This window comes from Pseudomonas sp. CYM-20-01, from assembly GCF_023169845.1.
GTDB lineage: Bacteria > Pseudomonadota > Gammaproteobacteria > Pseudomonadales > Pseudomonadaceae > Aquipseudomonas > Aquipseudomonas azotoformans.
On the sequence record NZ_AP025169.1, the window covers coordinates 1,859,901 to 1,886,795 of the forward strand.

The window sequence follows — 26,895 nt, forward strand, 5'->3', positions numbered from 1 at the left end:
CGGGGCTTTTTTACGGTTATGGAACGGGTCGAATGTTCAAGAGCGTTGTGGTTTAGCGACCTGCGTTATTAGAAAACGATAGCATTGATATACGCACCGTCAGCTGTATGGGTTTCGTATCCCAAACCCTCGCCACTCGGTAAAAAGACGCTGTAGTGAGAGTCGTCATCCCTTTTATGAATTGTCCAGGTATGAGTGCTTATTGGAAATGCGGAACCGAATCTTGAACGTAACGAGCTGAGTTGACTCATTGTGAGCAATTGCCCGCTGACATTCGCGGTCCCCCATTGAGTGTTAATAAAATGCCGGACAGTCTGGTATGACCCCGATACCCTAATTCCATAGGTGGCTGTCTGCATCGGTTGTGATCGGTCTGTCACAGTGATGATGGCGGTGCCTGCAGAGTTGATATTGACCTGTCCTGTTGAGCTATTCACTGTTACTGCACTGGAACTACTGCGATAGAAATAAGGCGGTGTGCCGCCAGTGGCTTGGCGTGTTGACGGCAGATAAGCACGCTCGTTGTTGGGAAAGCCGGTCCCTAGCAGCCATCCCCCAAGATTAACGTCCCTTGTGTCGTTTGGAATGGTCAATGCAGGGACCGAACTCAGCGTGTAGGTCCTAGGATTCAACGCTATCGCTTCGCTCTCAAGGCCAGTCCCATTCAAGACAACCTTGGCCCTAACAGTCAGGGAGCTGCCATTGGGTTTTGTCTTGAGGTAATCGCCTGGGATCAGGTCCAGAGTACGGCCCGCTGTAAACTCGGGTGCGGTGACAACCAGGCCGTCACGCAACGTCAGGTCGCCGGCTGTGTGTTCCAGTTCAATGAATACCGGTTGTCCCGCCTTGAAGAATGGCCATGGGTCGATTTTCACGTTGTTGGCAGTGTTCACGTTAATTGAAGTGCCATTCGCCTCAGGTACTGAAACGATGTCCAGCGTACTAGATGGTAATGCCGTGACCCTGAGCGTCAGGATGGCTGACGAAACAGGGTTGCCATTGCGCATAACCGTGAAAAACACCTGGCAGAAACTCCCCAGGTAAGCGGCCACGAAATCACTCAGGATGGGGAAAGAAATGTAATCCACACCTGCGTCAGGCACACCAGGTTTGGACGGGATGACGGGTTCGCCCAGGCCAGGCATACCCACAATATGAACAGTTACATCATCGGTGGGTAACAAGTCGGTAGCAGGCACCTGGATGGTGACGATGATGGGCGACGGCGGCCTTACATGCAGTGGGTTCAGCTCGGCTTCGGTAGGCGAAATGACCGTCGCCTCCAGCACCTTGGGTGGCGTAGGGAGCTTCAACGCCATGCCGACATTGATAACCAGGTCTTGTGAAAACAGAGTAGCGGCGCCTGGTGCGGGAATGACTTCGTAAAACAACCTCATTGTACTGTTCAGGTTGGCGAGTACGATCAGTCGTGGGATGGTAAACGGCAGGACTGAATCCTCCCAGTTGATGTCTACGTTGAACCAGGTGCTTGCAAAGCTGCCGCCTGGCTGACTGCCTATACCGAGCAACCGTACCTGGGCTCCTTCGACAATCACCGGGTGGGGGTTGATGCGAACATTCAGGTTTGCCAGGCTGATGGCGGGGTCAAACGTGAGGTTGGGAAGTGTTGCCTGCAATGTCCACGGCGGCGGCAGTATCGCTTGTGCATTACCGACCGGTACAGTGACCGACTTCGATGCGGGTCGCTGGGCAGCGCCATTGATCTCGTAGTACGCAACGAAGTAGCCACCGTTCAGTGCGGCGAAGAAGGGGTTGTCCAAGAGGAACGTCAGATCGCCAGTGCCGGCCATGTCTGTAAACGTCGCGTACACCTGTCTTCCATCAGCCGTCAGGCCCGTCACGATGAGGTCAACGCGGTCATTCGGTAACTGGCCGAAATAACGCGGAACCACAATTCTCACCGGGTTGGTATCGGCTGGTAAGGCACCCTCGTCGAGGTCCCACACGATCGGAGCTTTAAGACCGTCCTCAACGGGTTCACCATCGATAGCGTACAACACACCTTCTGACGGGCGATCAGCGACGCCTGGTCGAACCCGTTTGTAGGTGATCAGAATCAGTCCGCCCGATAGCAGCAAGAGAAAATCCAGCGCCAAGGGAATGTACACACGGATCGGTGTGATCACGGTGACTGGATACTCGATGATCTTTTCGGAGGTGGTGCCATCTGCGGCAAGCCCTCTAACCGTAATGATCACCGTATCGCCGACGAGGTAGCCTTGGTTACGGATCAGCAGTTCCAGCGGCGTATCGACTACAAGATGTCGCGTGTCGATAAAGTCCAGATCGCGTACTGGGTCGTAATCGGATTCGGATGCAAATAACGCTTTCAGCAGCGGCTCGGTCGAAGCACCGGAGTCCACTTGTATCAGCCGAGGCGGTGAGGCCCCGGGGGAGGGGTTGCCGACCTTGTCCAGCACATTCCACTCGACCAAACGAACGCCGTCGGGTACCAGGCTCCAGGTACCGAAATAGATGGTGAATCTGATGGGGGCAGTGCCTGCTGCTTCAAAAGCAGTGACCGTATGGCTGACCGTTACTCCGCCGATGCTCACCGTGATGACATCATGTTCCTTGCGCCAGTGAACTTGCGGCAATGACCTGTCCAGCGGGTAGTTGGCGATTTCTACCTCGGTACCGAGCTGCATCTGAGCCTGAGTAACGAGACCAAAATTTTCGATCAACGGGTCGGTAAACTTCAACACTGCCATGTTTTCGTTGTAGGGCTTGCCGAAGGTAGGAAATGGGCTGACCGGTAGTTGGCGATCAACGAAAATATTAAAGAGCTTGGACGGATCGGCGTTGCCACCAAGCGGCGTTACAAAAGCCTGTATCGTATTGTTTGCCTGGTCGATAAAACGACTGCTATTGATGAACAGGACAATCGGCTTGCCATTGGTGGCTTCATCGTCGGTGACGGTGTGGAACGCAACTTGTGTCCCGTTGACCCTGAGGCTGATGAAATCGAGCTCGGCTTGGCCCAGGTATGCATTTACGATGCAGATCACACCAAATTGGTTGACTATCAAGGCCGCAGCATTGAGCCCACCGTCGTGGCCCGGAACAGGGTTCCAGAGTGTGGGGAGGTACAAGGGCAGCACGCTGAAGGGCGTATTGATAAAAGCCTTGTCATTCAAGATCGCCCCGGCGGGCGGTGGAGACGTGAAGCCTTCACGTCGATACAGGTTAGGTGGCAGCCCACCCGACACTTGGCTACGGACTGTGGCGAGTTGGTTTCTTGCTCCGCTGCGAGAGCTCGCAGTCAAGGCTGGAACACTGGATTCGTCATCATTACTGGGTTCAGGGTTTTGGTCGTAGGTCATGATCGGCATCCTGTTAGATAGAATCGACGCGATCTGAAGCCCGATGGGGCGTCGACAGTCGCAGGCTCGATTCAACGCCCGCGGTCGCTGGCCGACTAGCTGTGAAAAATGACAGTGCCGACGAGTGGCACTAACTAGCTATAGCAGCACGAGGGCCACTGTTTCAGAGCACATGTTTGCCACATGCTCGTTGGACGTGGCCCAAAACTGCACGCTTATCATGGGCATGGACTTCTCCACGCTCTAATGTTTGATTTTGAGTCGACCTCATAACTGAATGGGCCGACTGTTCGAAATCATTTCCGTACGAATGCGTACACTACAAGACAGTCAACACAAGCAGAGACGCGGAGTCGGCAGACCACGTGCCCCAGTCTGTGCCCTGACCGCCTGGCATAAAAACACTGTGGTAAACATCGGGCTGATCTTTTTGTGGGTGGACAGTCCAGGCCAGACCATTTACAGGGAATCCAGGGCCGAATCTTGAAACCAGCGAGATGAATTGATCGATTGTGAGCAATTGCCCGCTTTCATTCGCGTCCTTCCAGTTCATGGAACCAAGGTACTCGAGGGTCTGGTGCTCCCCGGTTACCTGAATTTCATAGCTGGCTGTCTGCGGCGGCTGCGACTGGTCTTTCACCGTGATGATGGCGGTGCCCTCGGAGTTGATATTGACTTGTCCTGTCGAGGCATTCACCGATACGGCGCTGGAGTTACTGGAGTATTCATAACGCGGTTTACCGCCACTGGCGACGCGTGTTGACGGGAGATAAGCACGCTCGTTGTTGGGGAATCCTTTCGCCAGCAGCCAACCGTCAAGTTCAATTACCCTTGTATCGCCTGGAATGGTCAATTCTGACAATTCCTGAGCATTACCGGGTTTAGCGTTTTGATCGTCAGTCATGATCGGCATCCTGTTAGTTGGATAGAATCGACGCGACCTGACGCCCGATGGGGCGCCGACAGTCGCAGGCTCGATTCAACGCCCGTTGGCGTTGGCCCACTAGCTGTGAAGTTTGACAGTGCCGACAAGCGGTAATGAGGAGGCGGAGCGTGCCATCGCGCAAGAGTTAAGACGGGCGATTCCAATGCCTGAACAACGGCTCCGCCAGAAACAACACAAACAACAAGCGCATCACCTGCATCGCCGTCACCAGTGGCACCGACAGTTGCAGGGTCTCGGCGGTCAGGCTCATCTCGGCAATGCCACCGGGCATCATGCCCAGGGTCAATGAGCGCAGGTCCAGGTGTGTCAACGCACTCAGCCCCACGGCCGCCAACGTCGCCAGCGCCATGGTCAACGCGGTGCCGATCAAGGTACGGCCCATGAACGACGGCGCCCGACGAAAGAACTGCCGGTTGAAGTGGCAACCCAGGCCACTGCCGATCAACCACTGGCCAATCTGGCTGCCGCCATCGGGCAGGCCGATATGCAAATCCCACACGACGCTGGCCGTGGCACTCACCAGCAACGGCCCGAATAACCAAGGGTTCGGCTGGCGCAAGCGCTGCCAACCCCAGGCGACCAAGGCGCCCAGCGGAAACAGCGCCAGCAGCCACGGCCAGCTCACCGGCGCCGGGTGAAACTGCGGTGTACCACCTTCGAGCAAGTACTTGAAGATCGCCGGCACACACAACACCACCATCAGCACCCGCAGGCTCTGGCCCGCCGCGACACGGCTCAACACCGCGCCATTGCGTGCGCCGAGGTTGACCATCTCACCGGAACCACCCGGCATGCTCGAGAAAAACGCCGTGGCGCGGTCTTCACCGCTACGGCGCATCAACCACACACCGACCACGCTCGACAGGCTGGTGACCAGCGCGCCGAAGAAGATCAGCCCGAAGTGGCTCATCACCTGCTCGATCACCACCGGGGTGAAGTGCAGGCCGATGCCGATGCCCACCACCCATTGGCCGCATTTGCGCCCACCGGGAATCTCCGCCAACTGCCACGGCGTAAGGCAACGCACCAGGATGATCGCCAGCAGTGAACCGACCATGTACGGCAACGGCCAGCCGACCAGGCTGGCCAGGTAACCGCCGGCCAGGCCGACCAGCGGTGTGCCCCACCAATGTCTGAAGGTGACCTCAGACATCGGCCACGGCACGACGCTGCAGGGCACGTTTACGGTAGATACGCAGCAGCGGGAAGGCCAGCATCAGCGCGGTCAGTACCCATACACCAAAGGTGATCGGGCTCGACCAGAGGATCTGCAGGTCACCGTTGGAGATCGACAGCGCACGGCGCAGGTTCTGTTCCATCAGGCCGCCAAGGATAAAGCCCAGCAGCACCGGCGACAGCGGGAAGTCGAGCTTGCGCAGGATGTAGCCGAAGATGCCGATACCCACCATCAGGAACAGGTCGAAGGTGGTGGCGTGCACCGCATACACCCCGATGGCGGTGATGATCGCGATCACCGGCACCAGCGCCCAGTTCGGCACGGCGAGGATGCGCGTGAAGATGCGGATCATCGGGATGTTGAGGATCACCAGCATGATGTTGGCGATGAACAACGAGGCGATCAGGCCCCAGACGATGTCCGGTTGCTGTTGGAACAGCAGCGGGCCCGGGGTGATGTTGTACAGCGACAGTGCGCCGATCATCACCGCCGTGGTGCCCGAGCCAGGAACACCGAGGGTCAGCATCGGCACCAGCGCACCGCAGGCGGACGCGCCAATCGCAGTTTCCGGAGCGGCGAGGCCGCGCATGTCGCCCTGGCCGAATTTACCGCTGGCACCGGCCAGGCGTTTTTCGGTCATGTAGGCAACCGCCGACGCCAACGTGGCACCTGCACCGGGCAGTACGCCCATGATGAAACCGAGCAGGCCGCAACGGATATTCACCACGAACACCGCGCCCGCTTCCTTCAGGTTGAACATCATGCGCCCGGTGGCTTTGACCGCTTCCTGGCCACGGTGGGTTTTTTCCAGCAGCAACAGGATCTCGCTGATGGAGAACAGGCCCAGCACCAGCACGACGAACTGGATGCCGTCGGTGAGGTGGATGTTGTCGCCGGTGAAGCGATACACACCGCTGTTGGCGTCGATGCCGACCGCCGAGAGGAACAGGCCGATCAGCGCCGCTACAAACGTCTTCAGCGGTTTGTCCCCGGCCATGCCGCCGAGGCAGACAATCGCGAACACCATCAGTACGAAATATTCCGCCGGGCCGAAGGCAATCGCCCATTTGGCCAGCAGCGGCGCAAACAGCACCATGCCGCAGGTGGCGATGAACGCGCCGATGAACGAACTCCATGCCGACAACGACAGCGCCACGCCCGCCAGGCCTTTGCGGGCCATCGGGTAGCCGTCGAGGGTTGTCATCACGGTGGAGGCTTCGCCCGGGATGTTCAGCAGGATCGAGCTGATGCGCCCGCCGTATTCGCAGCCCAGGTACACGGCTGCCAGCAGGATCAGCGCCGATTCCGGCGGCAGGCCCAGGGCGAAGGCAATGGGGATCAACAGCGCCACGCCGTTGATCGGGCCCAGGCCCGGCAACAGGCCGACCACGGTGCCGATCAAGGTGCCGCACAGCGCGGTCACCAGGTTGTAAGGGGACAGTGCAACGCCGAAACCCTGGCCCAAGTAGCCGAAAGTATCCATATCAGTTCTCCAGAACGTCGAGCAGGCCGAGGGGCAGCGGCACATCCATGGCTTTATCGAACAACAGGTAAAGACCAATCGCCATCAGGCTGACGATCACCACGCTGGGCAACCAGCGGCCGCCATACAGGCGCGCCATCGGGATGCCGATCAGCATGCTGCTGAGGATGAAACCCAGGGGTTCGAAGGTGCCGGCGAACACGATCAACAGCGCGACGCACACGCCGATCTTGATCAGGGTTTCGCGGTCCAGCGCGGGTTCTTCTTCGGTGTGTTTGGTCGGTTGTGGACGAAACAGCATGTAGATCAGTGCCAGGCTCATCAGCCCGAGCATCAGCAGCGGGTAGGCGCGCGGCCCTACCGGCTCGTAGGAAAACGACGCCTGATACGGCCAGGCCATCAGCGCGAGGCCGGCACAGGCCAGCAGCAGCGCGGCGGCGAAAATGCGTTGTAAGAGCATGTGGAACTCCTGGGCCACGCCGCTTGGCTAAAGGGCGTGGCCACACAAAAGAGGGGCGATTACTGGATCAGGCCGAACTCTTTGGCCAGCACTTTGTAGTCAGCCACTTGTTTCTTCACGTAGGTGTCCAGCTCCGGGCCGGTCATGGCGAACGGGAACAGCTCACGCTGGTCACGCAGCTTGGCGAACTCCTCGGAGGCCAGCAGTTTGTCGAAGGCGTCTTTCCACCAGGCGTAGTCGGCATCGCTGACTTTTGGCCCGAGGTAGAAGCCACGCACCACTGGCCAGACGATGTCGTAGCCTTGCTCTTTGGCGGTTGGGATGTTCTTCATTTCCGGCTCGTCCAGACGCTGTTCGGAGAACACCGCCAGCAGGCGCATGTCGCCGCTCAGGATGTGCGGCATGGAGTCGGAGATGTCGGTACTGCCCACCTGGATATGGCCGCCGAGCAGGGCGGTGGCGATTTCACCGCCGCCTTCAAGGGCGACATAACGCAGTTCGCGCGGGTTGATCCCGGCGGCCTTGGCAATGAGCGCGGTTTGCATCCAGTCCTGGCTGCCGACGGTGCCGCCGGAACCGATCACCACGCTGCCCGGATCTTTCTTCAAGGCTTTGACCAGATCGTCGAGGGTCTTGTAGGGCGAATCGGCTTTCACCGCGATGGCACCGTAGCTGGTGCCGACCGCTGCCAACCAGCGCACGGCGCTTTCATCGAAGCGACCGAACTTGCCTTGGGCCAGGTTCAACAGCGAACCGCTGGACCAGGCCACCAGTGTGCCGCCGTCCGCAGGGCGCTGTGCAACCACGGCGTTGTAAGCCACCGCGCCCACGCCGCCGGGCATGTAGGTCACGCGCATCGGCTTGCTCAACAGCTTCTCGTTGACCAGCGCGCTTTGCGCCAGTTTGCAGGTCAGGTCAAAACCACCGCCCGGCGAGGCCGGGGCGATGCACTCCGGGCGCTTGGGTTCGTCAGCGGCCAGCAGTTGGCCGGCGAACAGCATGCAGCCGGCGGCGAGGGCCAGTTTACGCAGTGAAAGGGTCATGGTTATCTCCGTCGTTGTTGTTATGAGGGGTTACTACCAGAGCGCAACGCTATAGCTGACCAGCACACGCACTTCATCTGCGTCACGGGCCGAGTAGTTGGAGCGGTACGTGGCGTTGCGCAGGCGCACGGCCACATCCTTGAACGTGCCGGCTTGCACCACATACTTGATCTCGGTGTTGCGCTCCCACTCCTTGCCGGTCTCGCCGTTCTTGAGCTTGATGTTGTCACCCGACAGGTAACGGCTCATGAAGCTCAGGCCGGGAATGCCCAGCTTGGCGAAGTCGTAGTCGTAGCGCGCCTGCCAGGAACGCTCTTCGGCGCCGGCAAAGTCGTTGATCTGCACGAAGTTGACCAGGTACGGGTCGCTGCCATCCACATAGGGGAAGGCGCTGTCGCCGGACATGTGCTGGTAACCGGCGCTGAGCTTGTGGCCGTTGAGGGCATAGCTGAACAGGCCGTTGAGGGAGGTGTTGTCGATCTTGCCGCCACGGGCGGCGCCGGTGTCATCGCTGATGGCCAGGCGCAGGTCGGTGCTAAACGTGCCAGGACCCATCGGGCGCGAGGCGACCAGGCCGAGGAAGTGCTGGCGGTACACGTCGTCGAGTTGGGCGAAGTGGTAGCTGCCGGTGATCTTGTCAGCGAACTTGTAGTCGGCCCCGCCGAAATTGAAGTGTTTGCCGGTGGCGCCGCTGACGAAGCGGCTGTTCTTGTTGTTGAGGGCGATGTCTTCGTAATTGGTGTCGTCGCGGTCCTTGGCTTTGTCCAGGCGCCCGCCGGTGAACACCAGGTTCTTGAATTCCTTGGAGGTGATCAGGCCACCGTTGAAGGTCTGCGGCAGGATACGCCCGTCATTGGGCTTGAGGATCGGCAGCTCGGGGATCAACGAGCCGATCTTCAGCTCGGTGGCCGAGATCTTCACTTTGCCGGTCAGGCCCAGCTTGGAGTATTCGTTGGCGGCGCGGCCATCATCATGGGTAGGCAACAGGCCGGTGCCGGTGCGGTCGGGGCTGGAGTCGAGCTTGACCCCGAGCATGCCCAGCGCATCCACGCCGAAGCCGACGGTGCCGTCGGTGTAGCCCGATTGCAGGTTGAGCATGAAGCCCTGGGCCCATTCGTCGCGCTTGGATTGCTGGGCGCTGGTGCCGTCGCGGAAGTCGCGGTTGAAGTACATGTTGCGGGTTTCCAGGGTCGCGCTACTGTCTTCGAAGAAGGCCGCCTGGCTAAGCGGCGAAAAGCCGGCAAGGGTAGCAGCACTGGCGAGGGCGGTCTGGGTCAGGCGAGAAAAACGAACAGGCGAGGGGACCTGGGGCTGTGTCGACAGCATCGTTGTGTACTCCGTTATTGTTCTTATTTTGGCGAAAACGCTTCGAGGCGTTTTTCGGGCGCTGCGGTTAAGGCAGCTCGGCGGGCATAGACCACCGTGGCTGGATGCTAAAGGGCGAAGCTTTCACTAACCTTTCAGTCGGCTTTCAATGTTTTCGGGCTTCACAGGCCGGTCGGCGCCTGTAAACTGCCCGCCAAAGCGTGGCGCCGACCACCCCTGAATGAGGTAGTAATCCATGCGTGTCTTGCTGGTTGAAGACCATCTGCAACTCGCCGAAAGTGTCGCGCAAGCGCTCAAGAGCACGGGTTTGACCGTTGACGTGCTGCACGACGGCGTGGCGGCGGACCTGGCCCTGAGCAGCGAGGAGTACGCGGCGGCGATCCTCGATGTGGGGCTGCCGCGCATGGACGGTTTCGAGGTGCTTGCGCGGTTACGCGCCCGTGGCAAAAACCTGCCGGTGCTGATGTTGACCGCGCGCAGCGATGTGAAAGACCGCGTGCACGGCCTCAACCTGGGGGCGGACGACTACCTCGCCAAACCGTTCGAACTGACGGAGTTGGAGGCGCGGGTCAAGGCGCTGCTGCGCCGCAGCGTGTTGGGTGGTGAGCGTCAGCAGGCCTGCGGCGTGCTGGTGTACGACCTCGATACGCGACGCTTCACGGTCGGGGGAGAGTTGATGACGCTCACCTCCCGCGAGCAAGCCGTGCTTGAGGCGCTGATTGCCCGTCCGGGTCGGGTGATGAGCAAGGAGCAACTGGCTTCCCAGGTGTTCGGCCTGGACGAAGAGGCCAGCCCCGACGCCATCGAAATCTACGTGCACCGCTTGCGCAAGAAACTCGATGGCCAGCCCATCGCCATCGTCACCTTCCGCGGCCTCGGCTATTTGCTGGAAGCCCGCGATGCATAAGCCCAGCAGCCTACGCTGGCGCCTGTTGTGGAACCTGGCGCTGTTGCTAGTGCTGTTGATGCTGGCCAGTGGCATGAGCGCCTACTGGAACGGTCGCGAGGCCGCTGACACCGCCTACGACCGCACGCTGCTGGCCTCGGCGCGTACCATCGCCGCCGGCTTGACCCAGGTGGACGGCACCCTGAGCGCCAACGTGCCCTACGTGGCCCTGGACACCTTTGCCTACGACAGTGCCGGGCGCATTTACTACCAGGTCAATGACATCGACCAGAAACTGATCTCCGGCTACGAAAACCTTCCCGGCCCACCGCCGGGTACGCCACGCACCGATGACTATCCGGCACTGGCACGCTTTTACGACGCCATCTACCAGGGCCAGCAGGTGCGGGTGGTGAGTCTGCTCAAGGCGGTGTCCGAACCGAACATGAACGGCATGGCCGAAATCCGTGTCGCCGAAACCGATGAAGCACGCGTGAGCATGGCTCGCAGCCTGATGGCCGACACCTTGCTGCGCCTGGGCATGCTCGCCGTGGGCGCGTTGTTGCTGGTGTGGTTCGCCGTGAGCGCGGCGTTGCGCCCACTGGAGCGTTTGCGTACGGCAGTGGAAGAACGCCAGCCTGACGACCTGCGGCCCTTGCCGTTGGTGGAAGTGCAGCATGAGTTCGGCCCATTGGTGCGTTCCCTCAACCATTTCACCGAACGCCTGCGCGGCCAGTTCGAGCGCCAGGCGCAGTTTATTGCCGATGCGGCCCATGAGTTGCGTACGCCACTGGCCGCGCTCAAGGCCCGACTGGAACTGGGCCTGCGCGCCGAGGACCCCGCCACCTGGCGCAGCACCCTCGAAACCGCAGCCCAGGGCACTGACCGCCTGACCCACCTGGCCAATCAACTGTTGTCCCTGGCACGCATCGAAAATGGTGCCCGCGCCATTGCCGAAGGCGGCGCGCAGTTGCTCGACCTCAGCCAGTTGGCCCGTGAGCTGGGCATGGCCATGGCGCCGCTGGCCCACGCACGCGGCGTGGCATTGGCGCTGGAAGCCGATGAGCCGGTGTGGCTGCGCGGGGAGCCAACCCTGTTGAACGAGTTGTTGAGCAACCTGGTGGACAACGCCCTGGCGCACACCCCGCCTGGCGGCAATGTAATCCTGCGGGTCACGGCGCCGGCGGTACTGGAAGTGGAAGACGATGGGCCGGGCATCCCGCTGGATGAGCGGGACCGGGTGTTCGAGCGTTTCTACCGGCGCAGCCAGCAGGGCATGGGCTCTGGCCTGGGGCTGGCGATCGTCGGCGAAATCTGCCGGGCGCACCTGGCCCAGATCAGCCTGCACGATGGCGAACAGGCCGGGCTGAAGGTGCGGGTGAGTTTTATCGCGGGTTGATCAGTAGAACATCGAGCGGGCTTCATCCAGCTCGGCGCGCAAGGCGTCGCTGTAAGGGTCGACCCGCAGTTTCTGGATGGCCGGCAAGCTGGAGACTGGAACGCTGGCCAAGGGATGATCGGTGCCGCGATGGCAATACAGCACGGCGACCTGCACCAGGTCGATGTAGTCGAGACTGGGCGAGTCGCGTTCCAGGTCCAGGTATTGGCCTGGCAGTTTCGCCAGCATTTCCGGAAAGTCCCAGCCGCCCAGCAGTTTGTCGCCCAGCAGTGGGTGGATGCTCTCGATGACGTGGTTGAGGCTGACCGGGTCGGCGAGCAGCTCGTAGTGGTCTTCGGCGTAGGTCAGGATTGGCAGCACACCGATCTGGTGCACCAGGCCGCCGAGGGCCGCCTGGTCCGGCTTGAGTTGTGTGTGGCTGCGGCACAGGGCATAACTCACACCCGCGACCTCCAGGCTGCGGCGCCACACATCACGCATCTTTTGTTCGACCACGTCGGAACGCGCGTGGAAGATCTGCTCCATGACCAGGCCGATCGCCAGGTTGCTGCTGTAGTTGGTGCCCAACCGGGTGATGGCGGTGTGCAGGTCGGTGACTTCCTGGGTCGCACGCAACAACGGGCTGTTGACCACTTTGATCAGGCGCGCCGACAGCGCGGTGTCGCGACCGATCACTTTGCTCAAGTGGCTGATGCTGATCTCCGGGTCTTCTGCGGCCTGACGAATATTCAGGGCCACTTCCGGCAATGTCGGCAGAACCAGGTCATCGTTATCGATGGCCCTCACCAAAGCCTGTTGGACTTTTTCCGCCAGCTTGTTCATTCATGCTCTCTAGGGTGTTGCAAGAAGGTACGGCGATTAACGCTGGATCTCTCGATCGCGGTCGAGGGTGTAAGGCAGGTCGAGCAGTCGCAAGCCTGGACCTTCCAGTGTGCCCAGGTGCACATCGCCACTCTCGGCAGCTTCGGCTTGCAACACGGCCAGAAGTTCAACGCTCTGGTCAGCTTTTGCGGCGATCACCACTTCGCCGATCGAGCTGTTATGGCTGGGAGAAAACAGCGGAGTGCCTGGCTCGGGCATTTCCGGCGCATTGAGGCTCAAACGGTACAGGCGACGTTTGAGTTTGCCCAGGTACTGCATGCGCGCGACGATTTCCTGGCCGGTGTAACAGCCTTTCTTGAAGCTCACGCCGCCCACGGCCTGCAGGTTGAGCATCTGCGGGATGAACAGCTCGCGGGTCTGGGGCATGACCTGGCCGATGCCAGCGCGGATTTGACCCAGCAGCCATTCATTCAGGTCGGTTTCTTTGAGATTCGCAGCCAATTGAGGGCGTATAACGTTGGCGTGCTCGGCAGGCACCCAAAGTTCAGCGCGATCAGGGGAGACTCGGATGGCAATCAACGTATCGCTGCGGGCGACGCTGTCGGTCTCTGCCGACAGCTCAAGGCCAAGGCTTATGAGGGCTTGATCCCCATTGACCAGGCCAAAGCGCACCCAGGCGGCGCTTTCATCGGTGAGTTTGGACTTGGAGAACACGGCGTATTTCTTCAGGTCGGCCAGTTGCGGCTCCAGCAGCTCGCTGGCCATGGCCAGCAACACACCGTCACCTTGCAGCAGGATGCGGAAGCTCGACTGCATGCGCCCTTTTTGCGTGCAGCGCGCGCCGAGGCTGGCCTGGGTGTCGCTCAGGTAATTGAGGTTGCAGGTCAGTTGGCCCTGAAGGAATTTGGCAGCGTCGGCGCCGCGGACGGCGAGAACGCCTTCGTGGGACAGGGGGCAGAAGAAAGCAGAGTCAGCCATGGGTCATCGCAGGTCAAAAAGTCATGGGTGCATCATAGAGGGGCGCCCGGCAAATGGATAGTTTCCGTATGGGGCGACCAAAGCCGACTGTTCCGGTGCCGTCGGGTCTGTATACTTGCCGCCTATTTGAGGAGCGCTCCATGGTCGAAGATGTAGAAATCAATCGCCTCTACTGGCACAGCCGTCGCGGTATGCTGGAGTTGGATGTGTTGCTGGTGCCTTTCACCAAGGAGGTCTACGCGACGCTCAATCAAGTGGATCGCGACCTCTATGTCCGCCTGCTGACGTGCGAAGACCAGGACATGTTCGGCTGGTTCATGGAACGCGCCGAGTCGGAAGACCCGGAGCTGCAGCGCATGGTCCGGATGATCCTGGATCGTGTCCAGCCCAAGTAATAGCTTTGAATGCCGCTGGCAGGCCTCACGGCTGTTGCTGGCGGCCTATCTCCTTGCCCAGCTGTTTGCGCTGGGCGCCTTGATGTTCGTGCAACTTCCTTTTTCGAGCCTTGGCATGCTGGTGTGCCTGGCGCACGCCGCCTGGGTTTTGCCACGCGCTGTCCTGTTGACTCACCGTTCGTCGATTGGTGGCCTGCGCCGCGATGCAGACGGCTGGCAGCTGTGGAGTGCCGCGCGGGGCTGGCACAGCGTGCAGTTGCGTCGCGATAGCCTGGCGTTGCCGTTGATCGTGGTGCTGCGTTATCGGGTGCAGGGCGAACGGCGGGTACGTTCGGTCTGTGTGCCGAGGGATTCGCAGGCCGCCGATGTGCACCGGCGCCTGCGTGTACGCCTGAAGTTCAGCCGCCGTAGGTGGTTGGCACCAGGATAGTGTCGCGGGCCTCGGGCAGCATCTGCGGATAGTCGAGGGTGTAATGCAGGCCTCGGCTCTCCTTGCGCTCCATGGCCGAGCGGATCATCAATTCGGCGACCTGGGCCAGGTTGCGCAGCTCGATGAGGTCGCGGCTGACTTTGTAGTTGCTGTAGAACTCGTCGATCTCGTCCAGCAGCAGCCTTACGCGATGTTGCGCGCGTTGCAGGCGCTTGTTGGTGCGCACGATCCCCACGTAGTCCCACATGAAGCGGCGCAGCTCGTCCCAGTTATGCGCGATGATCACGTCTTCGTCCGAGTCGGTCACCTGGCTGGCATCCCAGCGGGGCAGGGCGGCTGGCACCGGAATGCGGGGCAATTGTTCGAGTATGTCCGCCGCCGCAGAGCGTGCGTAGACGAAGCATTCGAGCAGCGAGTTGCTGGCCATGCGGTTGGCGCCGTGCAGGCCGGTGAAGCTGGTTTCGCCAATCGCGTACAGACCCGGTACGTCGGTGCGACCGTGCTGGTCGACCATCACGCCGCCGCAGGTGTAGTGCGCAGCCGGCACCACCGGGATCGGGCTCTTGGTGATGTCGATGTTGAACGCCAGGCAGCGCTCATAGACGGTGGGGAAGTGGGTCTTGATGAAGGCTTCGGGTTTGTGGCTGATGTCGAGATACACACAGTCGATACCCAGGCGCTTCATCTCATGGTCGATGGCGCGGGCGACGATATCGCGCGGGGCCAGTTCGGCGCGAGGGTCGAAGCGCTGCATGAAGCGTTCGCCGTTGGGCAGTTTCAGGTGTGCGCCTTCGCCACGCAGGGCTTCGGTGATCAGGAAGCTCTTGGCCTGTGGGTGGTACAGGCAGGTGGGGTGGAACTGGTTGAATTCCAGGTTGGCCACCCGGCAGCCCGAACGCCAGGCCATGGCGATGCCGTCACCGCAGGCGCCGTCGGGGTTACTGGTATAGAGGTAGACCTTGGCCGCGCCGCCAGAGGCGAGGATGGTGAAGCGTGCGCCGTAGGTGTCGACTTCGCCGCTGCCCCGGTTGAGCACGTAGGCGCCGAGGCAGCGCTCGCCGTCCAGGCCCAGGCGTTTTTCGGTGATCAGGTCGACGGCGACGCGTTGCTCCAGCAATTCGATGTTGGGGCGTTGGCGCGCCTGGTCGAGCAATGTCCTGAAAATCGCCGCACCTGTGGCATCGGCGGCATGAATGATGCGACGGTGACTGTGGCCGCCCTCGCGGGTCAGGTGGAACTCGAAACCACCGTCGTCGCTGCCTGCGTGCTCATCGCGGGTAAAGGGGACGCCCTGGTCTATCAGCCATTGGATGGCCTCGCGGCTGTGCTCGACAGTGAAGCGCACCGCTTCTTCATTGCACAGGCCGCCGCCGGCGTTGAGGGTGTCTTCGACATGGGATTGCACCGTGTCGGTGTCGTCCAGCACGGCGGCGACACCGCCCTGGGCCCAGAATGTCGAGCCGTTGGCCAGGTCGCCTTTGCTCAGTACCGCAATGCGCAGGTGGCTGGGGAGGGTCAGCGCTAGGCTCAAACCGGCCGCGCCGCTGCCGATCACCAAGACATCGTGTTGAAACTGTTGGCTCATTGGAAGGATTCCGCAAAAAGCGATCCGAAGAGGTGGCGCAAACAGGACGCCTGGATCGGCGAATCAAAGGGGCACACGGGCTACTAGTATATAGAGGGGTGGAGCGGCACAATAGCCGGGCATTCGTGGCAATGTGAGATTACGGTGCACGGCTCGGGTAGAATCAGCTGGTTATTGAAGCGGGAACTTTTTGCATAGGCCCCGACTCAATAGCAGGTTGCCCGAAAGCTGGGAAAACGTTGAGTTTATTGGCCCGTCGGGAGCATTGGACGCGTCAGAAAACCGACGACAAGATTATTCGCGCAGTCGGCGTTGCCCGTGCTGCGTTTTTCGTGTGTGCCAAATCAGTGCGTGCCGGAAACTTGCTTGAAGGGGGAGAACTTTTGCGAAAAGACCGAGTCTATGTTTGCAAGCCTGATCGTTTAGTTATGCAAGCCTCCTTCAAGTACTACGAGGAGTGTTCATGCTAACCCAGGAAGAGGATCAGCAGCTGGTCGAGCGCGTCCAACGCGGCGACAAGCGAGCTTTTGATCTGCTAGTGCTGAAATACCAGCACAAAATTCTCGGGTTGATCGTGCGGTTTGTGCACGACACCCATGAAGCGCAGGACGTTGCACAGGAAGCCTTTATCAAGGCTTACCGTGCACTTGGTAACTTTCGCGGTGATAGTGCGTTTTACACGTGGCTATACCGAATCGCCATCAACACGGCGAAGAACTATCTGGTGTCTCGCGGACGCCGCCCGCCAGATAGCGATGTAAGTTCAGAAGATGCGGAATTTTACGATGGTGATCACGGCCTCAAGGATCTCGAGTCGCCGGAGCGTGCATTGCTGCGCGACGAGATCGAAGGCACCGTTCATCGCACAATTCAGCAACTGCCAGAAGATTTGCGTACGGCGTTAACTTTACGTGAATTCGATGGTCTGAGTTACGAAGACATTGCGAGCGTCATGCAGTGTCCGGTGGGGACTGTAAGGTCACGGATTTTCCGGGCCCGGGAAGCCATCGATAAAGCCTTGCAACCGTTGTTGCAAGAGAACTAAAGACAGCGGCGACAGCCAAGAGAGGAACCGCCATGAGTCGTGATGCCCTGCAGGAATCGCTGTCCGCAGTGATGGATAACGAAGCGGATGAACTGGAACTTCGTCGAGTGCTCAACGCATTTGATGATGCCGAAACCCGTGATACCTGGTCTCGTTACCAAGTCGCTCGGGCGGTGATGCACAAGGATCTTCTAATCCCTCGTCTGGATATTGCTGCGGCCGTTTCTGCTGCGCTGGCTGATGAAGCCGTTCCGGCAAAAGCTGCTCGTGGTCCATGGCGTAGCCTGGGTCGCTTGGCAGTTGCTGCCTCGGTAACTGTTGCCGTGCTTGCTGGTGTTCGCCTGTACAACCAGGATGAAATCGCCGGTGCCGAACTGGCCCAACAGACTCAGCAACCGGTCATGGCCGGTCCGCAAGTCAAAGGCCCAGCGGTATTGGCCGGCTACAAGGAAAGCTCTGACACCACCGGCCCGATGGCCAACGGTGTACTGCAAGGGCAATCCGGCTGGCAAGACCAGCGTCTTCCAGGCTACCTGCGCCAACACGCACAGGAATCGGCTCTGAAGGGCACTGAAAGCGCTCTGCCTTATGCTCGTGCAGCAAGCCTGGAAAACCGCTAATCCGTAAGGAGCTCTATGCGAGCCATACCGCTCCTTACGCTTTTGCTCAGTGGTTGGTTTGCACTCCCCGCCCACGCCGATGAAGCCCAAGACTGGCTGACTCGACTTGGGCGTGCAGAGCAACAGCAAAGCTTTCAAGGTACGTTCGTTTATGAACGTAACGGCAGTTTTTCCACCCATGACATCTGGCATCGTGTCCAGGACGGTCAGGTCCGTGAGCGGCTCTTGCAGCTCGATGGTTCTGCCCAGGAAGTCGTGCGGTTGGATGGCCGGACACAATGCGTCAGCGGCACCCTCGTCGCAGGCATTGGCAATTCCCGTGATGCACCGTCACGTGCGCTCGATCCGCAAAAACTCAATCAATTCTACGAACTGGCCGTCATTGGCAAATCGCGCGTGGCCGGTCGAAATGCGGTCATCGTATCGATCACACCGCGTGACCAGTACCGTTATGGTTTTGAACTGCACCTGGATAGAGAGACCGCGCTGCCGCTCAAGTCCCTGCTGCTGAATGATCAAGGGCAATTGCTGGAGCGCTTCCAGTTCACGCGATTGAATACTTCGGTCGTGCCTGATGACCGGGATCTGCAACCCAGCAGCGACTGTACACCTATCGCCGTCGCAAATAGCAAGGCGCCAGAGGTGCAATCTACCGAGATTTGGCATATGGAATGGTTGCCGCCGGGTTTTCAGCTGACCAACACCAGTGCCCGCAAAGACACCCAGACCAAAGCGACCGTCGACAGCCTGATGTATGAAGACGGGTTGGCGCGGTTCTCGGTATTCCTGGAGCCGATCAGCGATGCAAGCGTCACGGAGACCCGCACTCAGCTGGGTCCTACAGTCGCGGTATCGCGTCGGCTGAACACGGTGGACGGTGAAATGATGGTGACGGTGGTGGGTGAAATACCCATCGGCACCGCCGAGCGTATCGCGCTATCGGTGCGTGGTGAAAAAAAACCAGCCGTCCAGCCGTGAGTCTTTAATCCTATGTTCATCCTGACGTTTCACTGTACTTCCATGCCAGGTTGGCTGCCGAGAGCATGAAATGTCTGGATCAGCATTTTCACTTGCAAAAATCCCTCATGTTTTTTATAGGTCAGGGCTTGTCGGCTCTGGCCTTGTTTTGTTCGCGGAACAAAGATGTCGGTCGCGGTTTCCGGCGTTTCTTGAACCCTGTCGCTCAACCCTGCTCGTCGTAACGGGAGCTGTATGTCGATACCACGTTTGAAGTCTTACCTATCCATAGTCGCCACGGTGTTGGTGCTGGGTCAGGCGTTGCCTGCGCAAGCAGTCGAGCTGCCTGACTTCACCCAATTGGTCGAGCAAGCCTCACCTGCCGTGGTGAACATCAGTACCACGCAAAAACTGCCGGATCGCAAAGTCTCCAACCAGCAGATGCCGGACCTGGAAGGCCTGCCGCCGATGCTGCGCGAGTTCTTTGAGCGTGGCATGCCACAACAGCGCGCACCTCGTGGCGGTGGTGGCGGTCAGCGAGAGGCTCAGTCCCTGGGCTCGGGCTTCATCATCTCGCCGGACGGCTACATCCTTACCAACAACCACGTGATTGCCGATGCTGACGAGATTCTCGTGCGCCTGGCTGATCGCAGTGAGCTGAAAGCCAAGCTCGTCGGTACCGACCCACGCTCCGATGTGGCCCTGCTGAAGATCGACGGCAAGGACCTGCCCGTGCTGAAACTGGGCAAATCCCAGGACCTGAAAGCCGGGCAGTGGGTAGTCGCCATCGGTTCGCCGTTTGGTTTTGACCATACCGTTACCCAAGGCATCGTCAGCGCCATTGGCCGCAGCCTGCCGAACGAAAACTACGTACCGTTCATCCAGACTGACGTGCCGATCAACCCGGGTAACTCCGGTGGTCCGCTGTTCAACCTGGCGGGCGAAGTGGTCGGCATCAACTCGCAGATCTACACCCGCTCCGGTGGCTTCATGGGGGTGTCGTTCGCGATCCCGATCGACGTGGCCATGGACGTCTCCAACCAGCTGAAAAGCGGTGGCAAGGTCAGCCGTGGTTGGTTGGGTGTGGTAATTCAGGAAGTGAACAAAGACTTGGCTGAATCCTTCGGCCTCGACAAGCCGGCCGGTGCGCTGGTTGCGCAGATCCAGGACGACGGCCCGGCTGCCAAAGGCGGCCTGCAGGTTGGCGACGTGATCCTGAGCATGAACGGCCAGCCGATCGTCATGTCGGCCGACCTGCCGCACCTCGTAGGTGCGCTCAAGGCGGGTAGCAAAGCCAAGCTGGAAGTGATCCGCGAAGGCAAGCGCCAGACTGTTGAGCTGACTGTGGGTGCAATCCCGGAAGAAGGCGCGACCCTGGACGCCCTCGGTAACACCAAGCCGGGTGCCGAACGCAGCAGCAACCGTCTGGGCATCGCTGTAGCCGAGCTGACCGATGAGCAGAAGAAGAGCTTCGACCTTAAGAGCGGTGTGGTGATCAAGGAGGTGCAGGACGGCCCTGCTTCCCTGATCGGCCTGCAGCCGGGTGACGTGATCACCCACCTGAACAACCAGGCAATCGATAGCACCAAGCAATTCACCGATATCGCCAAGGCGTTGCCGAAGAATCGTTCAGTCTCGATGCGCGTTCTGCGTCAAGGGCGTGCGAGCTTCATTACCTTCAAGCTGGCTGAATAAGTCGGTAAAAACAAAAAGCCCCGCTTTCGTTTAACGAAGGCGGGGCTTTTTTGTGCCTGACGGGTTTAGCTCATCATCCCTTTGACCAGGCGTTCCTGTTCGATCAACTCACGCTGGCGTGCATCGATGCGCGACGACAGCGGGAAATTGCTGCCGGCGCGACGCTTGGCAAAATCCAATTGCTGGATAGCCTGCTGGAAATCACCCACCAGCGCAAAGTACTCGGCGCGAGCCTGATGCAGCCCGATGATGTTGCCCGACAAGCCGCGGGTCTCAGCGACCTGGTACCACACGTCCGGGTCATCTGGGCGAGACTTGAGCAAACCGTCCAACGCCTTTTCTGCATCTGCCGTGCGGTTCTGCTTGAGCAGCAGGTCCACGCGCACCTGATTCAACGGATAGTTACCCGGATACTGGGTGAGCATCCGATCCGTGCGTTGCTGGGCATCCGGCAGTCGGTTGTTGTCGATGTCCAGCTGGATCTGCGCCAGGTTGTAGGTGATGTCGCTGGGCGCTTTGGCCAGCAGCGGTGCAAGGTTTTCCCGAGCCTGCTTGAACTGGGAACCTTTGATCTGGGCGATAGCCAGGCCGTAGCGCGCCACATCGTTCTTCGGATTTTCGTCCAGTTGCGCCTGGAAGCGCTTGGCGGCGAGGCCAGGGGTGTCTTCGTATTGCAGTTGCACCCGTGCACGGATGAGCTGATAACGCAGGCTGTCTTCCTTGCCGCCAGGCTTGGATTGCTCGGCGCGGTTACGGGTGTCGGCGATCCGCGATTCGGTGACCGGGTGCGTCAACAGGAACTCCGGCGGTTTGGCATCGAAGCGGTATTGGCGCATCAGGCGTTCGAACATGGTCGGCATGGAGCGCGGGTCATAACCGGCCTTTTCCAGGTTGAGGATGCCGATACGGTCAGCCTCTTGTTCGTTCTGGCGAGAGAATCGACGTTGTTCTTGGATCGCCGCGGCCTGGGTGCCGGCAATCGCGGCAATACCTGCATCGCCTGCACCCGCCGCCGCAGCAATGATGCCGCCGAGCAGGGCGGCCATCATCGGAATCTGCATGCGCTGTTGCGCTTCAACGCCACGGGCGAAGTGGCGTTGGGACAAATGCGCCAGTTCGTGAGCCAGTACCGAGGCATATTCCCCTTCGGTCTGGGCGTTGAGGAACAGGCCGCCGTTGACCCCGACGATGCCACCCGGTGCGGCAAAGGCGTTCAGTTGCGGGCTGTTGATCAGGATGAATTCCAGCCGCCGGTCATTGACCTGGCTGGTCTCCACCAGCTTGTACACGCTGGTTTCGACGTAGTCCTTGAGCTGCGGGTCGTTGAGTTGCGAGACCTGGCCCCGTAGGTAGGCCAGCCAGGCGCGGCCCAACTGGTATTCCTGTTGCGGCGAGACAATGGCAGAACTGGCGTCGCCAAGTGACGGCAGGTCGTCAGCGAAGCCTGGGGAGGCCAGCAGGCAAGCCAGCGTCAGCAGGGTGGGGCGCAAAAAAGTCATGCACAGAGCCTTTCGACAAAGAGCTTACTGTAGCCGGACACTGAGCTTCGGACCAGATATTCTAAGCAACCCAAACGCGTGCCCGGAGTAAAACCATGACCGACGCTGTAGCCTTTGATGCCGAACTCGATGCCAGCGGCCTCAATTGCCCGCTGCCTTTGCTCAAGGCCAAGCTGGAACTCAACCGTCTGGCCAGTGGCGCAGTGCTCAAGGTGATCGCCACGGACGCCGGCTCCCAGCGTGATTTCCGTACGTTTGCCAAGCTGGCCGGCCACACGCTGTTGCATGAAGAAGACGCCGCCGGTGTGTACCGTTACTGGTTGCGCAAGGCCTGAACCGTTTGCCCCATCACCCGAGGTTGATTGATGTTCAAAGTGTTACGAGACTGGATCCAGCGCTACTTCTCCGACGAAGAAGCCGTGGTGCTGGCGGTCCTGCTGTTTCTGGCCTTTACGGCCGTACTGACCTTGGGCGGCATGCTGGCGCCGGTATTGGCGGGGATGGTGCTGGCTTACCTGATGCAGGGCCTGGTCACTACGCTGGAGCGCCTGCGCCTGCCGGGTGGTGCGGCGGTAGGGCTGGTGTTCGCCTTGTTCATGAGCTTGTTGGTGCTGTTTATCGTGGTGGTATTGCCGCTGCTATGGCATCAGTTGATCACCCTGTTCAATGAACTGCCCGGCATGCTCGCCAAGTGGCAGTCGCTGTTGCTGTTGTTGCCGGAGCGCTACCCGCATTTGGTGTCGGACGAACAGGTGCTGCAAGCCATCGAAGTGGCGCGCGGAGAGATCGGAAAATTCGGGCAATGGGCGCTGACCTTTTCCCTGTCCAGCCTGCCGCTGCTGGTCAACATCATGATCTACCTGGTGCTGGTGCCGATCCTGGTGTTCTTCTTCCTCAAGGACCGCGCCATGATCGGTCGCTGGGTGCGAGGCTACCTCCCTCGTGAGCGCGCGTTGATTACCCGGGTGGCGGAGGAAATGAACCGGCAGATCGCCAACTACATTCGCGGCAAGGTCATCGAGATCATTATCTGCGGTGGCGTGACCTACATCGCCTTCATCGCCCTGGACTTGAACTACGCGGCCTTGTTGGCCTTGCTGGTGGGGATTTCGGTGGTGGTGCCCTACGTCGGCGCCGTGGTGGTGACCGTACCTGTGACCTTGATCGCCTTGTTCCAGTGGGGCTGGAGCGACCAGTTCATCTACCTGATGGCGGTTTACGGGATCATCCAGACCCTGGATGGCAACGTGCTGGTGCCGCTGTTGTTCTCGGAGGCCGTCAACCTGCACCCGGTCGCGATCATCTGCGCTGTGCTGTTGTTCGGTGGGTTATGGGGATTCTGGGGCGTGTTCTTTGCGATCCCACTGGCGACGTTGTTCAAGGCGGTGCTGGATGCGTGGCCGCGCCAGGAGCCGGTGGTTGCGCCGATGTTGTAACAATTGGGGCGAACAGGGGTGTTCGCCCCAAGGCTTCAAGCCTTGTTTAAAGCCTGCGCCGCCGCCAGCACGGCATCCACATGCCCTGGCACTTTCACGCCACGCCATTCCTGGCGCAGCACACCATCCTTGTCGATCAGGAAGGTGCTGCGATCCACACCCAGGTATTCCTTGCCGTACAGCTTCTTCAACTTGATCACATCAAACAGCTGGCAAACCGCTTCATCCTTGTCACTGATCAGCTCGAAGGGGAACGCCTGCTTGCCCTTGAAGTTCTCGTGGGATTTCACGCTGTCACGCGATACGCCAAACACCTCGGTGTTGGCCGCCTTGAACGCTGCGTACTGGTCACGAAAGCCCTGGCCTTCAGTGGTGCAGCCCGGCGTGCTGTCCTTCGGGTAGAAGTAGATCACCACTTGCCTGCCCTTTAGGGCGGCGAGGCTGAAGGTCTGGCCGCTGGTGGCCTGGGCTTCGAAATCGGCTACGGGTTTGTCGATGACTACCGCCATGAAAACTTCCTTACATTGGGTTCTGTGGGCGCCATGGCTCGATCAAGGCGTCGAGGTTCAGGGCATCGGCGAAATCCAGGAACTGGTCGCGCAGCCAACTGATCTGCACGCCGGCCGGCAAGGTCACGGTAAACGTGGCGTTCAGCATGGTGCCGCCAGTTTGTGGGGCCTGGTAGGTGTCGCAGGTCAGGTTCTCCAGCTCGACGTTGTGGTCGATGAAGAACTGGCACAGCTCATTGACGATGTCCGAACGATAGGCCGAACTGACATAAGCCACATAAGGCAGCGCCTGAGGGCGATTCTCCAGCGCAGCGCTGCGCACCACGTTGACGGTGAAGTCATGCTTCTTGGCCAGGCCCGGCAGGCCGGTTTCCAGGCGCGCCAGGGCATCCCAGGTGCCGGAGATCTGCAGGACCAGCGCGCTGCACTCGCCGTGGCGGGTCAGGCGGGAGGTCACGACGGCGCAGCGGTTTTCATGGCTGGCGCGGCACAGGACGTTGGTCAGCTCCATGGGGTTGGCGCCGAGGGCACTGATAACAAGGAATTGTTCGCGAACTGTGGGGGTGGACATGCAGCCTTCCTAAAACGATGAGCGGTCGATACCGTGTGGGCTGTATCGATCAAAGGATGAAGGGTAGCGAAAACCGTCGCCAAGGGATAGGAGGGGGCGTTTTCATTGCGTGACCGGTCTGATTTCATCGTGCTTCAGGGCGTGCTTCTGCCCAATGATGGCATTGCCTGTCGTTTAGTTGCGCCAGAACGCATCCTCAGGCGGTACTTCGCTTGTGCAAGCATCTTGGCGCCAGTACCATTACGGCTCTCTTTTTCCGGCAGGAGCGGTTGCATGATTGCGGGCAGTATGGTGGCACTGGTCACACCCATGGATGCACAAGGTCATCTCGACTGGGACAGCCTGGGCAAACTGGTGGACTTCCACCTGCAAGAAGGCACCAACGCCATCGTGGCGGTCGGCACCACCGGTGAATCGGCCACCCTCGATGTGGAAGAACACATCCAGGTCATCGAGTTCGTGGTCAAGCGTGTTGCGGGCCGTATTGCCGTGATCGCCGGTACGGGCGCCAACTCGACGCGTGAAGCCATCGAGTTGACCAAAAACGCCAAGAAGGCCGGCGCCGACGCCTGCCTGCTGGTGACCCCGTACTACAACAAGCCGACCCAGGAAGGCCTGTACCAGCATTTCCGCGCCATTGCCGAAGCGGTCGACATCCCGCAGATCCTCTATAACGTACCGGGTCGCACCGCGTGCGACATGAAGGCCGAGACCGTGATCCGCCTGTCCACCGTACCGAACATCATCGGTATCAAGGAAGCCACCGGCGACCTGCAGCGCGCCAAGGACATCCTGGCCGGCGTGAGCAGCGATTTCCTGGTGTATTCCGGTGACGACGCCACCGCTGTCGAGCTGATCCTGCTGGGCGGCAAGGGCAACATCTCCGTGACCGCCAACGTGGCCCCGCGTGCCATGAGCGAAATGTGCGCCGCCGCCATCGCCGGCGACGCCGTGACCGCCCGCGCGATCCACGAGAAGCTGATGCCGCTCAACAAGACACTCTTTATCGAATCCAACCCTATTCCCGTGAAGTGGGCGCTGACTGAAATGGGCATGATGCCGGACGGTATCCGTCTGCCGCTCACCCGTCTCAGCGAAGCCTGTCACGAACCGCTGCGACAGGCCCTGCGCCAGTCCGGCGTCCTGGTTTAATTGAGGAAGCACTACGCATGAAGCGATTGGCCGGACTTTCCGCACTTGCCTTGATTATCTCCAGCACCAGTGGCTGCGGTTGGATCTGGGGCCCGGAAGGCTACTTCCGTGACCGCGGCAGCGATTACCTGGAAGCACAACCTACCAAACCGATGGAATTGCCGCCGGGCGTCAACGTCGCCAAGCGCCTTGACCCGTTGCTGCCGATCCCGCGCAACGTCGCCGACGACACCACCAAGGGTGAGTACGTGGTGCCGCGTCCACAGCCGATCTCGGCCGTGGCGGATGCCAGCGACTACAGCCTGCAGAAGAGCGGCGACTCGCGCTGGATCGTGGCTCAGCGCCCACCTGCCGAAGTCTGGCCAGTGGCCGTGCAGTTCTTCCAGGACAACGGTTTCCATATCGACGAGCAGCGTCCGCAGACCGGTGAATTCACCACGGCATGGCAGCAGGGCAGCGAACTGTCCGCCACCATGGCCAAGCGCCTGCAGGCCGGTGGTGTAGCCGCCGACAGCGAAGCCCGTGTGCGTGTGCGCATCGAGCCAGGCGTGCAGCGTAATACCAGTGAAGTCTACGTAGTCAGCGCCGAGCGCCCGGCCGGCAGCACCGCCAACGTTGACTTCACTAACCGCTCGGTCAACACCGGTGTCGACTCGGCGCTGGTCGACGAGATGCTGGCCAGCATGAGCCGTATCTCCGAGAAGGGTGGGTCGGTTTCCCTGCTCGCCGCCCGTGATTACGACACCCCGAGCCGCGTCAGCCTCACTGAGGACGGCAGCGGCAACGTGGTGCTGAACCTGGGTGAGGACCTTGATCGTGCCTGGGCCAGTGTTGGCCGCGCGTTGGAGCAGGGCCCTTGGCGCGTTGAAGACATCAACCGCAGCCTGGGCCTGTACTACATCAACGTGGCGGAAAAGGCCGAGCGTAAAGACGACGAGCCTGGTTTCTTCGGCAAACTGTTCGGCAGCAAGCCGACCAAGGAAGAGATCGAGACCCGCGCCGAGCGTTACCAGGTTCGTTTGAGCAAGGTGGGCGACAGCGTGCAGGTCACCGTCGAGAAGAACATCAATACCGTTGCGCCAGCTGAAACAGCACGCAAAGTGTTGGGCGTGATTCAGGACAACCTGGGCTGATCCG

At 60.2% G+C, this 26,895-nt stretch carries 26 protein-coding genes; 12 read left to right on the forward strand and 14 right to left on the reverse strand.

The features are described 5' to 3' along the window. Nucleotides 1-68 precede the first annotated feature (68 nt). From M2497_RS08285 to M2497_RS08315, 7 genes are all read right to left on the reverse strand, one after another. Nucleotides 69-3,344, reverse strand: a complete 3,276-nt coding sequence (locus tag M2497_RS08285) for a hypothetical protein (RefSeq protein WP_248486806.1) — start codon at nt 3,342-3,344, stop codon at nt 69-71. 319 nt (nt 3,345-3,663) lie between these two features. After that, nucleotides 3,664-4,248 carry a hypothetical protein gene (locus tag M2497_RS08290; protein ID WP_248486807.1) on the reverse strand — a complete coding sequence of 195 codons (585 nt, stop codon included), beginning with the start codon at nt 4,246-4,248 and terminating at the stop codon, nt 3,664-3,666. Nucleotides 4,249-4,414: 166 nt separating this feature from the next. Continuing rightward, on the reverse strand, nt 4,415-5,443 hold the full coding sequence (locus M2497_RS08295; protein ID WP_248486808.1) for an AbrB family transcriptional regulator: 1,029 nt from the start codon (nt 5,441-5,443) through the stop codon (nt 4,415-4,417). Then, complete coding sequence (locus M2497_RS08300; protein ID WP_092247192.1) at nt 5,436-6,950, reverse strand: tripartite tricarboxylate transporter permease; 1,515 nt, start codon at nt 6,948-6,950, stop codon at nt 5,436-5,438. Before M2497_RS08300 ends, M2497_RS08295 begins: the two co-directional genes overlap by 8 nt. Before the next feature lies 1 nt (nt 6,951). Next, nucleotides 6,952-7,410, reverse strand: coding sequence for a tripartite tricarboxylate transporter TctB family protein (locus M2497_RS08305; RefSeq protein WP_058425152.1), 459 nt, complete (start codon nt 7,408-7,410; stop codon nt 6,952-6,954). A gap of 59 nt (nt 7,411-7,469) precedes the next feature. Next, nucleotides 7,470-8,459 (reverse strand): tripartite tricarboxylate transporter substrate binding protein, encoded by a 990-nt coding sequence (locus tag M2497_RS08310; protein ID WP_162276416.1) that lies wholly within the window; start codon nt 8,457-8,459, stop codon nt 7,470-7,472. A 27-nt stretch (nt 8,460-8,486) separates the two neighbouring features. Then, complete coding sequence (locus M2497_RS08315; protein ID WP_248486809.1) at nt 8,487-9,779, reverse strand: OprD family porin; 1,293 nt, start codon at nt 9,777-9,779, stop codon at nt 8,487-8,489. Between the two features lie 235 nt (nt 9,780-10,014). On the opposite strand from M2497_RS08315, the gene M2497_RS08320 reads away from it, so the two are divergent. Together M2497_RS08320 and M2497_RS08325 are read left to right on the forward strand one after the other, a co-directional pair. Then, on the forward strand, nt 10,015-10,686 hold the full coding sequence (locus M2497_RS08320) for a response regulator (RefSeq protein ID WP_010212220.1): 672 nt from the start codon (nt 10,015-10,017) through the stop codon (nt 10,684-10,686). Beyond that, complete coding sequence (locus M2497_RS08325; RefSeq protein WP_248486811.1) at nt 10,679-12,064, forward strand: sensor histidine kinase; 1,386 nt, start codon at nt 10,679-10,681, stop codon at nt 12,062-12,064. Before M2497_RS08320 ends, M2497_RS08325 begins: the two co-directional genes overlap by 8 nt. Here M2497_RS08325 and M2497_RS08330 read toward each other — a convergent pair whose 3' ends face one another. Then, a complete protein-coding gene (locus tag M2497_RS08330; RefSeq protein ID WP_248486813.1) occupies nt 12,065-12,886 on the reverse strand; it encodes an HDOD domain-containing protein in 822 nt (273 codons plus the stop codon). 36 nt (nt 12,887-12,922) lie between these two features. Further along, nucleotides 12,923-13,864 carry a folate-binding protein YgfZ gene (locus M2497_RS08335; RefSeq protein WP_248486814.1) on the reverse strand — a complete coding sequence of 314 codons (942 nt, stop codon included), beginning with the start codon at nt 13,862-13,864 and terminating at the stop codon, nt 12,923-12,925. A gap of 140 nt (nt 13,865-14,004) precedes the next feature. Here M2497_RS08335 and M2497_RS08340 point away from each other — a divergent pair, with 140 nt between their 5' ends. Both M2497_RS08340 and M2497_RS08345 read left to right on the forward strand, forming a co-directional pair. After that, complete coding sequence (locus tag M2497_RS08340) at nt 14,005-14,259, forward strand: succinate dehydrogenase assembly factor 2 (RefSeq protein ID WP_014717362.1); 255 nt, start codon at nt 14,005-14,007, stop codon at nt 14,257-14,259. Then, on the forward strand, nt 14,243-14,689 hold the full coding sequence (locus M2497_RS08345) for a protein YgfX (protein ID WP_248486815.1): 447 nt from the start codon (nt 14,243-14,245) through the stop codon (nt 14,687-14,689). The genes M2497_RS08340 and M2497_RS08345 overlap by 17 nt, the downstream gene beginning before the upstream one ends. Here the strand turns inward: M2497_RS08345 and nadB are convergent. Continuing rightward, nucleotides 14,658-16,274: an L-aspartate oxidase gene (gene nadB, locus M2497_RS08350; RefSeq protein ID WP_248486816.1), complete on the reverse strand. Its 1,617-nt coding sequence runs from the start codon at nt 16,272-16,274 to the stop codon at nt 14,658-14,660. The genes M2497_RS08345 and nadB overlap by 32 nt on opposite strands. A gap of 463 nt (nt 16,275-16,737) precedes the next feature. Here nadB and rpoE point away from each other — a divergent pair, with 463 nt between their 5' ends. Genes rpoE through M2497_RS08365 form a run of 3 tightly spaced genes read left to right on the forward strand, consistent with a single transcriptional unit; the run spans nt 16,738 to nt 18,917 of the window. Beyond that, nucleotides 16,738-17,319: an RNA polymerase sigma factor RpoE gene (gene rpoE / locus M2497_RS08355; RefSeq protein ID WP_003172477.1), complete on the forward strand. Its 582-nt coding sequence runs from the start codon at nt 16,738-16,740 to the stop codon at nt 17,317-17,319. 32 nt (nt 17,320-17,351) lie between these two features. Next, nucleotides 17,352-17,939, forward strand: a complete 588-nt coding sequence (locus M2497_RS08360) for an RseA family anti-sigma factor (protein WP_003172479.1) — start codon at nt 17,352-17,354, stop codon at nt 17,937-17,939. Between the two features lie 15 nt (nt 17,940-17,954). Continuing rightward, entirely contained in the window at nt 17,955-18,917 is a 963-nt protein-coding gene (locus tag M2497_RS08365) for a MucB/RseB C-terminal domain-containing protein (protein WP_248486817.1), read from the forward strand. A gap of 29 nt (nt 18,918-18,946) precedes the next feature. On the opposite strand, the gene M2497_RS08370 is transcribed toward M2497_RS08365, so the two are convergent. Further along, nucleotides 18,947-19,126: a hypothetical protein gene (locus tag M2497_RS08370; protein WP_248486818.1), complete on the reverse strand. Its 180-nt coding sequence runs from the start codon at nt 19,124-19,126 to the stop codon at nt 18,947-18,949. 25 nt (nt 19,127-19,151) lie between these two features. On the opposite strand from M2497_RS08370, the gene M2497_RS08375 reads away from it, so the two are divergent. After that, nucleotides 19,152-20,591 (forward strand): DegQ family serine endoprotease, encoded by a 1,440-nt coding sequence (locus M2497_RS08375; protein WP_248486819.1) that lies wholly within the window; start codon nt 19,152-19,154, stop codon nt 20,589-20,591. A 65-nt stretch (nt 20,592-20,656) separates the two neighbouring features. Here the strand turns inward: M2497_RS08375 and M2497_RS08380 are convergent, their stop codons facing one another. Next, nucleotides 20,657-22,090: a M48 family metalloprotease gene (locus tag M2497_RS08380; RefSeq protein ID WP_248486820.1), complete on the reverse strand. Its 1,434-nt coding sequence runs from the start codon at nt 22,088-22,090 to the stop codon at nt 20,657-20,659. Nucleotides 22,091-22,185: 95 nt separating this feature from the next. Between M2497_RS08380 and M2497_RS08385 the strand changes: the two genes are divergently transcribed. Further along, complete coding sequence (locus M2497_RS08385) at nt 22,186-22,425, forward strand: sulfurtransferase TusA family protein (protein ID WP_010212198.1); 240 nt, start codon at nt 22,186-22,188, stop codon at nt 22,423-22,425. Between the two features lie 30 nt (nt 22,426-22,455). Next, on the forward strand, nt 22,456-23,526 hold the full coding sequence (locus tag M2497_RS08390) for an AI-2E family transporter (RefSeq protein WP_071496795.1): 1,071 nt from the start codon (nt 22,456-22,458) through the stop codon (nt 23,524-23,526). A 35-nt stretch (nt 23,527-23,561) separates the two neighbouring features. Here the strand turns inward: M2497_RS08390 and M2497_RS08395 are convergent, their stop codons facing one another. Next, nucleotides 23,562-24,035 carry a peroxiredoxin gene (locus M2497_RS08395; RefSeq protein WP_248486821.1) on the reverse strand — a complete coding sequence of 158 codons (474 nt, stop codon included), beginning with the start codon at nt 24,033-24,035 and terminating at the stop codon, nt 23,562-23,564. A gap of 10 nt (nt 24,036-24,045) precedes the next feature. Further along, the gene (locus M2497_RS08400; RefSeq protein ID WP_003172487.1) at nt 24,046-24,606 is read right to left on the reverse strand and encodes a glycine cleavage system protein R; all 561 of its coding nucleotides are present in this window, start codon (nt 24,604-24,606) and stop codon (nt 24,046-24,048) included. 273 nt (nt 24,607-24,879) lie between these two features. On the opposite strand from M2497_RS08400, the gene dapA reads away from it, so the two are divergent. Continuing rightward, the gene (gene dapA / locus M2497_RS08405; RefSeq protein ID WP_016975174.1) at nt 24,880-25,758 is read left to right on the forward strand and encodes a 4-hydroxy-tetrahydrodipicolinate synthase; all 879 of its coding nucleotides are present in this window, start codon (nt 24,880-24,882) and stop codon (nt 25,756-25,758) included. Nucleotides 25,759-25,775: 17 nt separating this feature from the next. Continuing rightward, nucleotides 25,776-26,891: an outer membrane protein assembly factor BamC gene (gene bamC, locus M2497_RS08410; RefSeq protein WP_248486823.1), complete on the forward strand. Its 1,116-nt coding sequence runs from the start codon at nt 25,776-25,778 to the stop codon at nt 26,889-26,891. Nucleotides 26,892-26,895: the final 4 nt, after the last annotated feature.

What these genes read in the sequence shown, in the direction of transcription:
- M2497_RS08285 (WP_248486806.1), bottom strand. Translation starts at nt 3,344, where the DNA reads ATGACCTACGACCAAAACCCTGAACCCAGTAATGATGACGAATCCAGT.
- M2497_RS08290 (WP_248486807.1), bottom strand. Translation starts at nt 4,248, where the DNA reads ATGACTGACGATCAAAACGCTAAACCCGGTAATGCTCAGGAATTGTCA.
- M2497_RS08295 (WP_248486808.1), bottom strand. Translation starts at nt 5,443, where the DNA reads ATGTCTGAGGTCACCTTCAGACATTGGTGGGGCACACCGCTGGTCGGC.
- M2497_RS08300 (WP_092247192.1), bottom strand. Translation starts at nt 6,950, where the DNA reads ATGGATACTTTCGGCTACTTGGGCCAGGGTTTCGGCGTTGCACTGTCC.
- M2497_RS08305 (WP_058425152.1), bottom strand. Translation starts at nt 7,410, where the DNA reads ATGCTCTTACAACGCATTTTCGCCGCCGCGCTGCTGCTGGCCTGTGCC.
- M2497_RS08315 (WP_248486809.1), bottom strand. Translation starts at nt 9,779, where the DNA reads ATGCTGTCGACACAGCCCCAGGTCCCCTCGCCTGTTCGTTTTTCTCGC.
- M2497_RS08320 (WP_010212220.1), top strand. Translation starts at nt 10,015, where the DNA reads ATGCGTGTCTTGCTGGTTGAAGACCATCTGCAACTCGCCGAAAGTGTC.
- M2497_RS08325 (WP_248486811.1), top strand. Translation starts at nt 10,679, where the DNA reads ATGCATAAGCCCAGCAGCCTACGCTGGCGCCTGTTGTGGAACCTGGCG.
- M2497_RS08330 (WP_248486813.1), bottom strand. Translation starts at nt 12,886, where the DNA reads ATGAACAAGCTGGCGGAAAAAGTCCAACAGGCTTTGGTGAGGGCCATC.
- M2497_RS08335 (WP_248486814.1), bottom strand. Translation starts at nt 13,864, where the DNA reads ATGGCTGACTCTGCTTTCTTCTGCCCCCTGTCCCACGAAGGCGTTCTC.
- M2497_RS08340 (WP_014717362.1), top strand. Translation starts at nt 14,005, where the DNA reads ATGGTCGAAGATGTAGAAATCAATCGCCTCTACTGGCACAGCCGTCGC.
- nadB (WP_248486816.1), bottom strand. Translation starts at nt 16,274, where the DNA reads ATGAGCCAACAGTTTCAACACGATGTCTTGGTGATCGGCAGCGGCGCG.
- rpoE (WP_003172477.1), top strand. Translation starts at nt 16,738, where the DNA reads ATGCTAACCCAGGAAGAGGATCAGCAGCTGGTCGAGCGCGTCCAACGC.
- M2497_RS08360 (WP_003172479.1), top strand. Translation starts at nt 17,352, where the DNA reads ATGAGTCGTGATGCCCTGCAGGAATCGCTGTCCGCAGTGATGGATAAC.
- M2497_RS08365 (WP_248486817.1), top strand. Translation starts at nt 17,955, where the DNA reads ATGCGAGCCATACCGCTCCTTACGCTTTTGCTCAGTGGTTGGTTTGCA.
- M2497_RS08375 (WP_248486819.1), top strand. Translation starts at nt 19,152, where the DNA reads ATGTCGATACCACGTTTGAAGTCTTACCTATCCATAGTCGCCACGGTG.
- M2497_RS08380 (WP_248486820.1), bottom strand. Translation starts at nt 22,090, where the DNA reads ATGACTTTTTTGCGCCCCACCCTGCTGACGCTGGCTTGCCTGCTGGCC.
- M2497_RS08385 (WP_010212198.1), top strand. Translation starts at nt 22,186, where the DNA reads ATGACCGACGCTGTAGCCTTTGATGCCGAACTCGATGCCAGCGGCCTC.
- M2497_RS08390 (WP_071496795.1), top strand. Translation starts at nt 22,456, where the DNA reads ATGTTCAAAGTGTTACGAGACTGGATCCAGCGCTACTTCTCCGACGAA.
- M2497_RS08395 (WP_248486821.1), bottom strand. Translation starts at nt 24,035, where the DNA reads ATGGCGGTAGTCATCGACAAACCCGTAGCCGATTTCGAAGCCCAGGCC.
- M2497_RS08400 (WP_003172487.1), bottom strand. Translation starts at nt 24,606, where the DNA reads ATGTCCACCCCCACAGTTCGCGAACAATTCCTTGTTATCAGTGCCCTC.
- dapA (WP_016975174.1), top strand. Translation starts at nt 24,880, where the DNA reads ATGATTGCGGGCAGTATGGTGGCACTGGTCACACCCATGGATGCACAA.
- bamC (WP_248486823.1), top strand. Translation starts at nt 25,776, where the DNA reads ATGAAGCGATTGGCCGGACTTTCCGCACTTGCCTTGATTATCTCCAGC.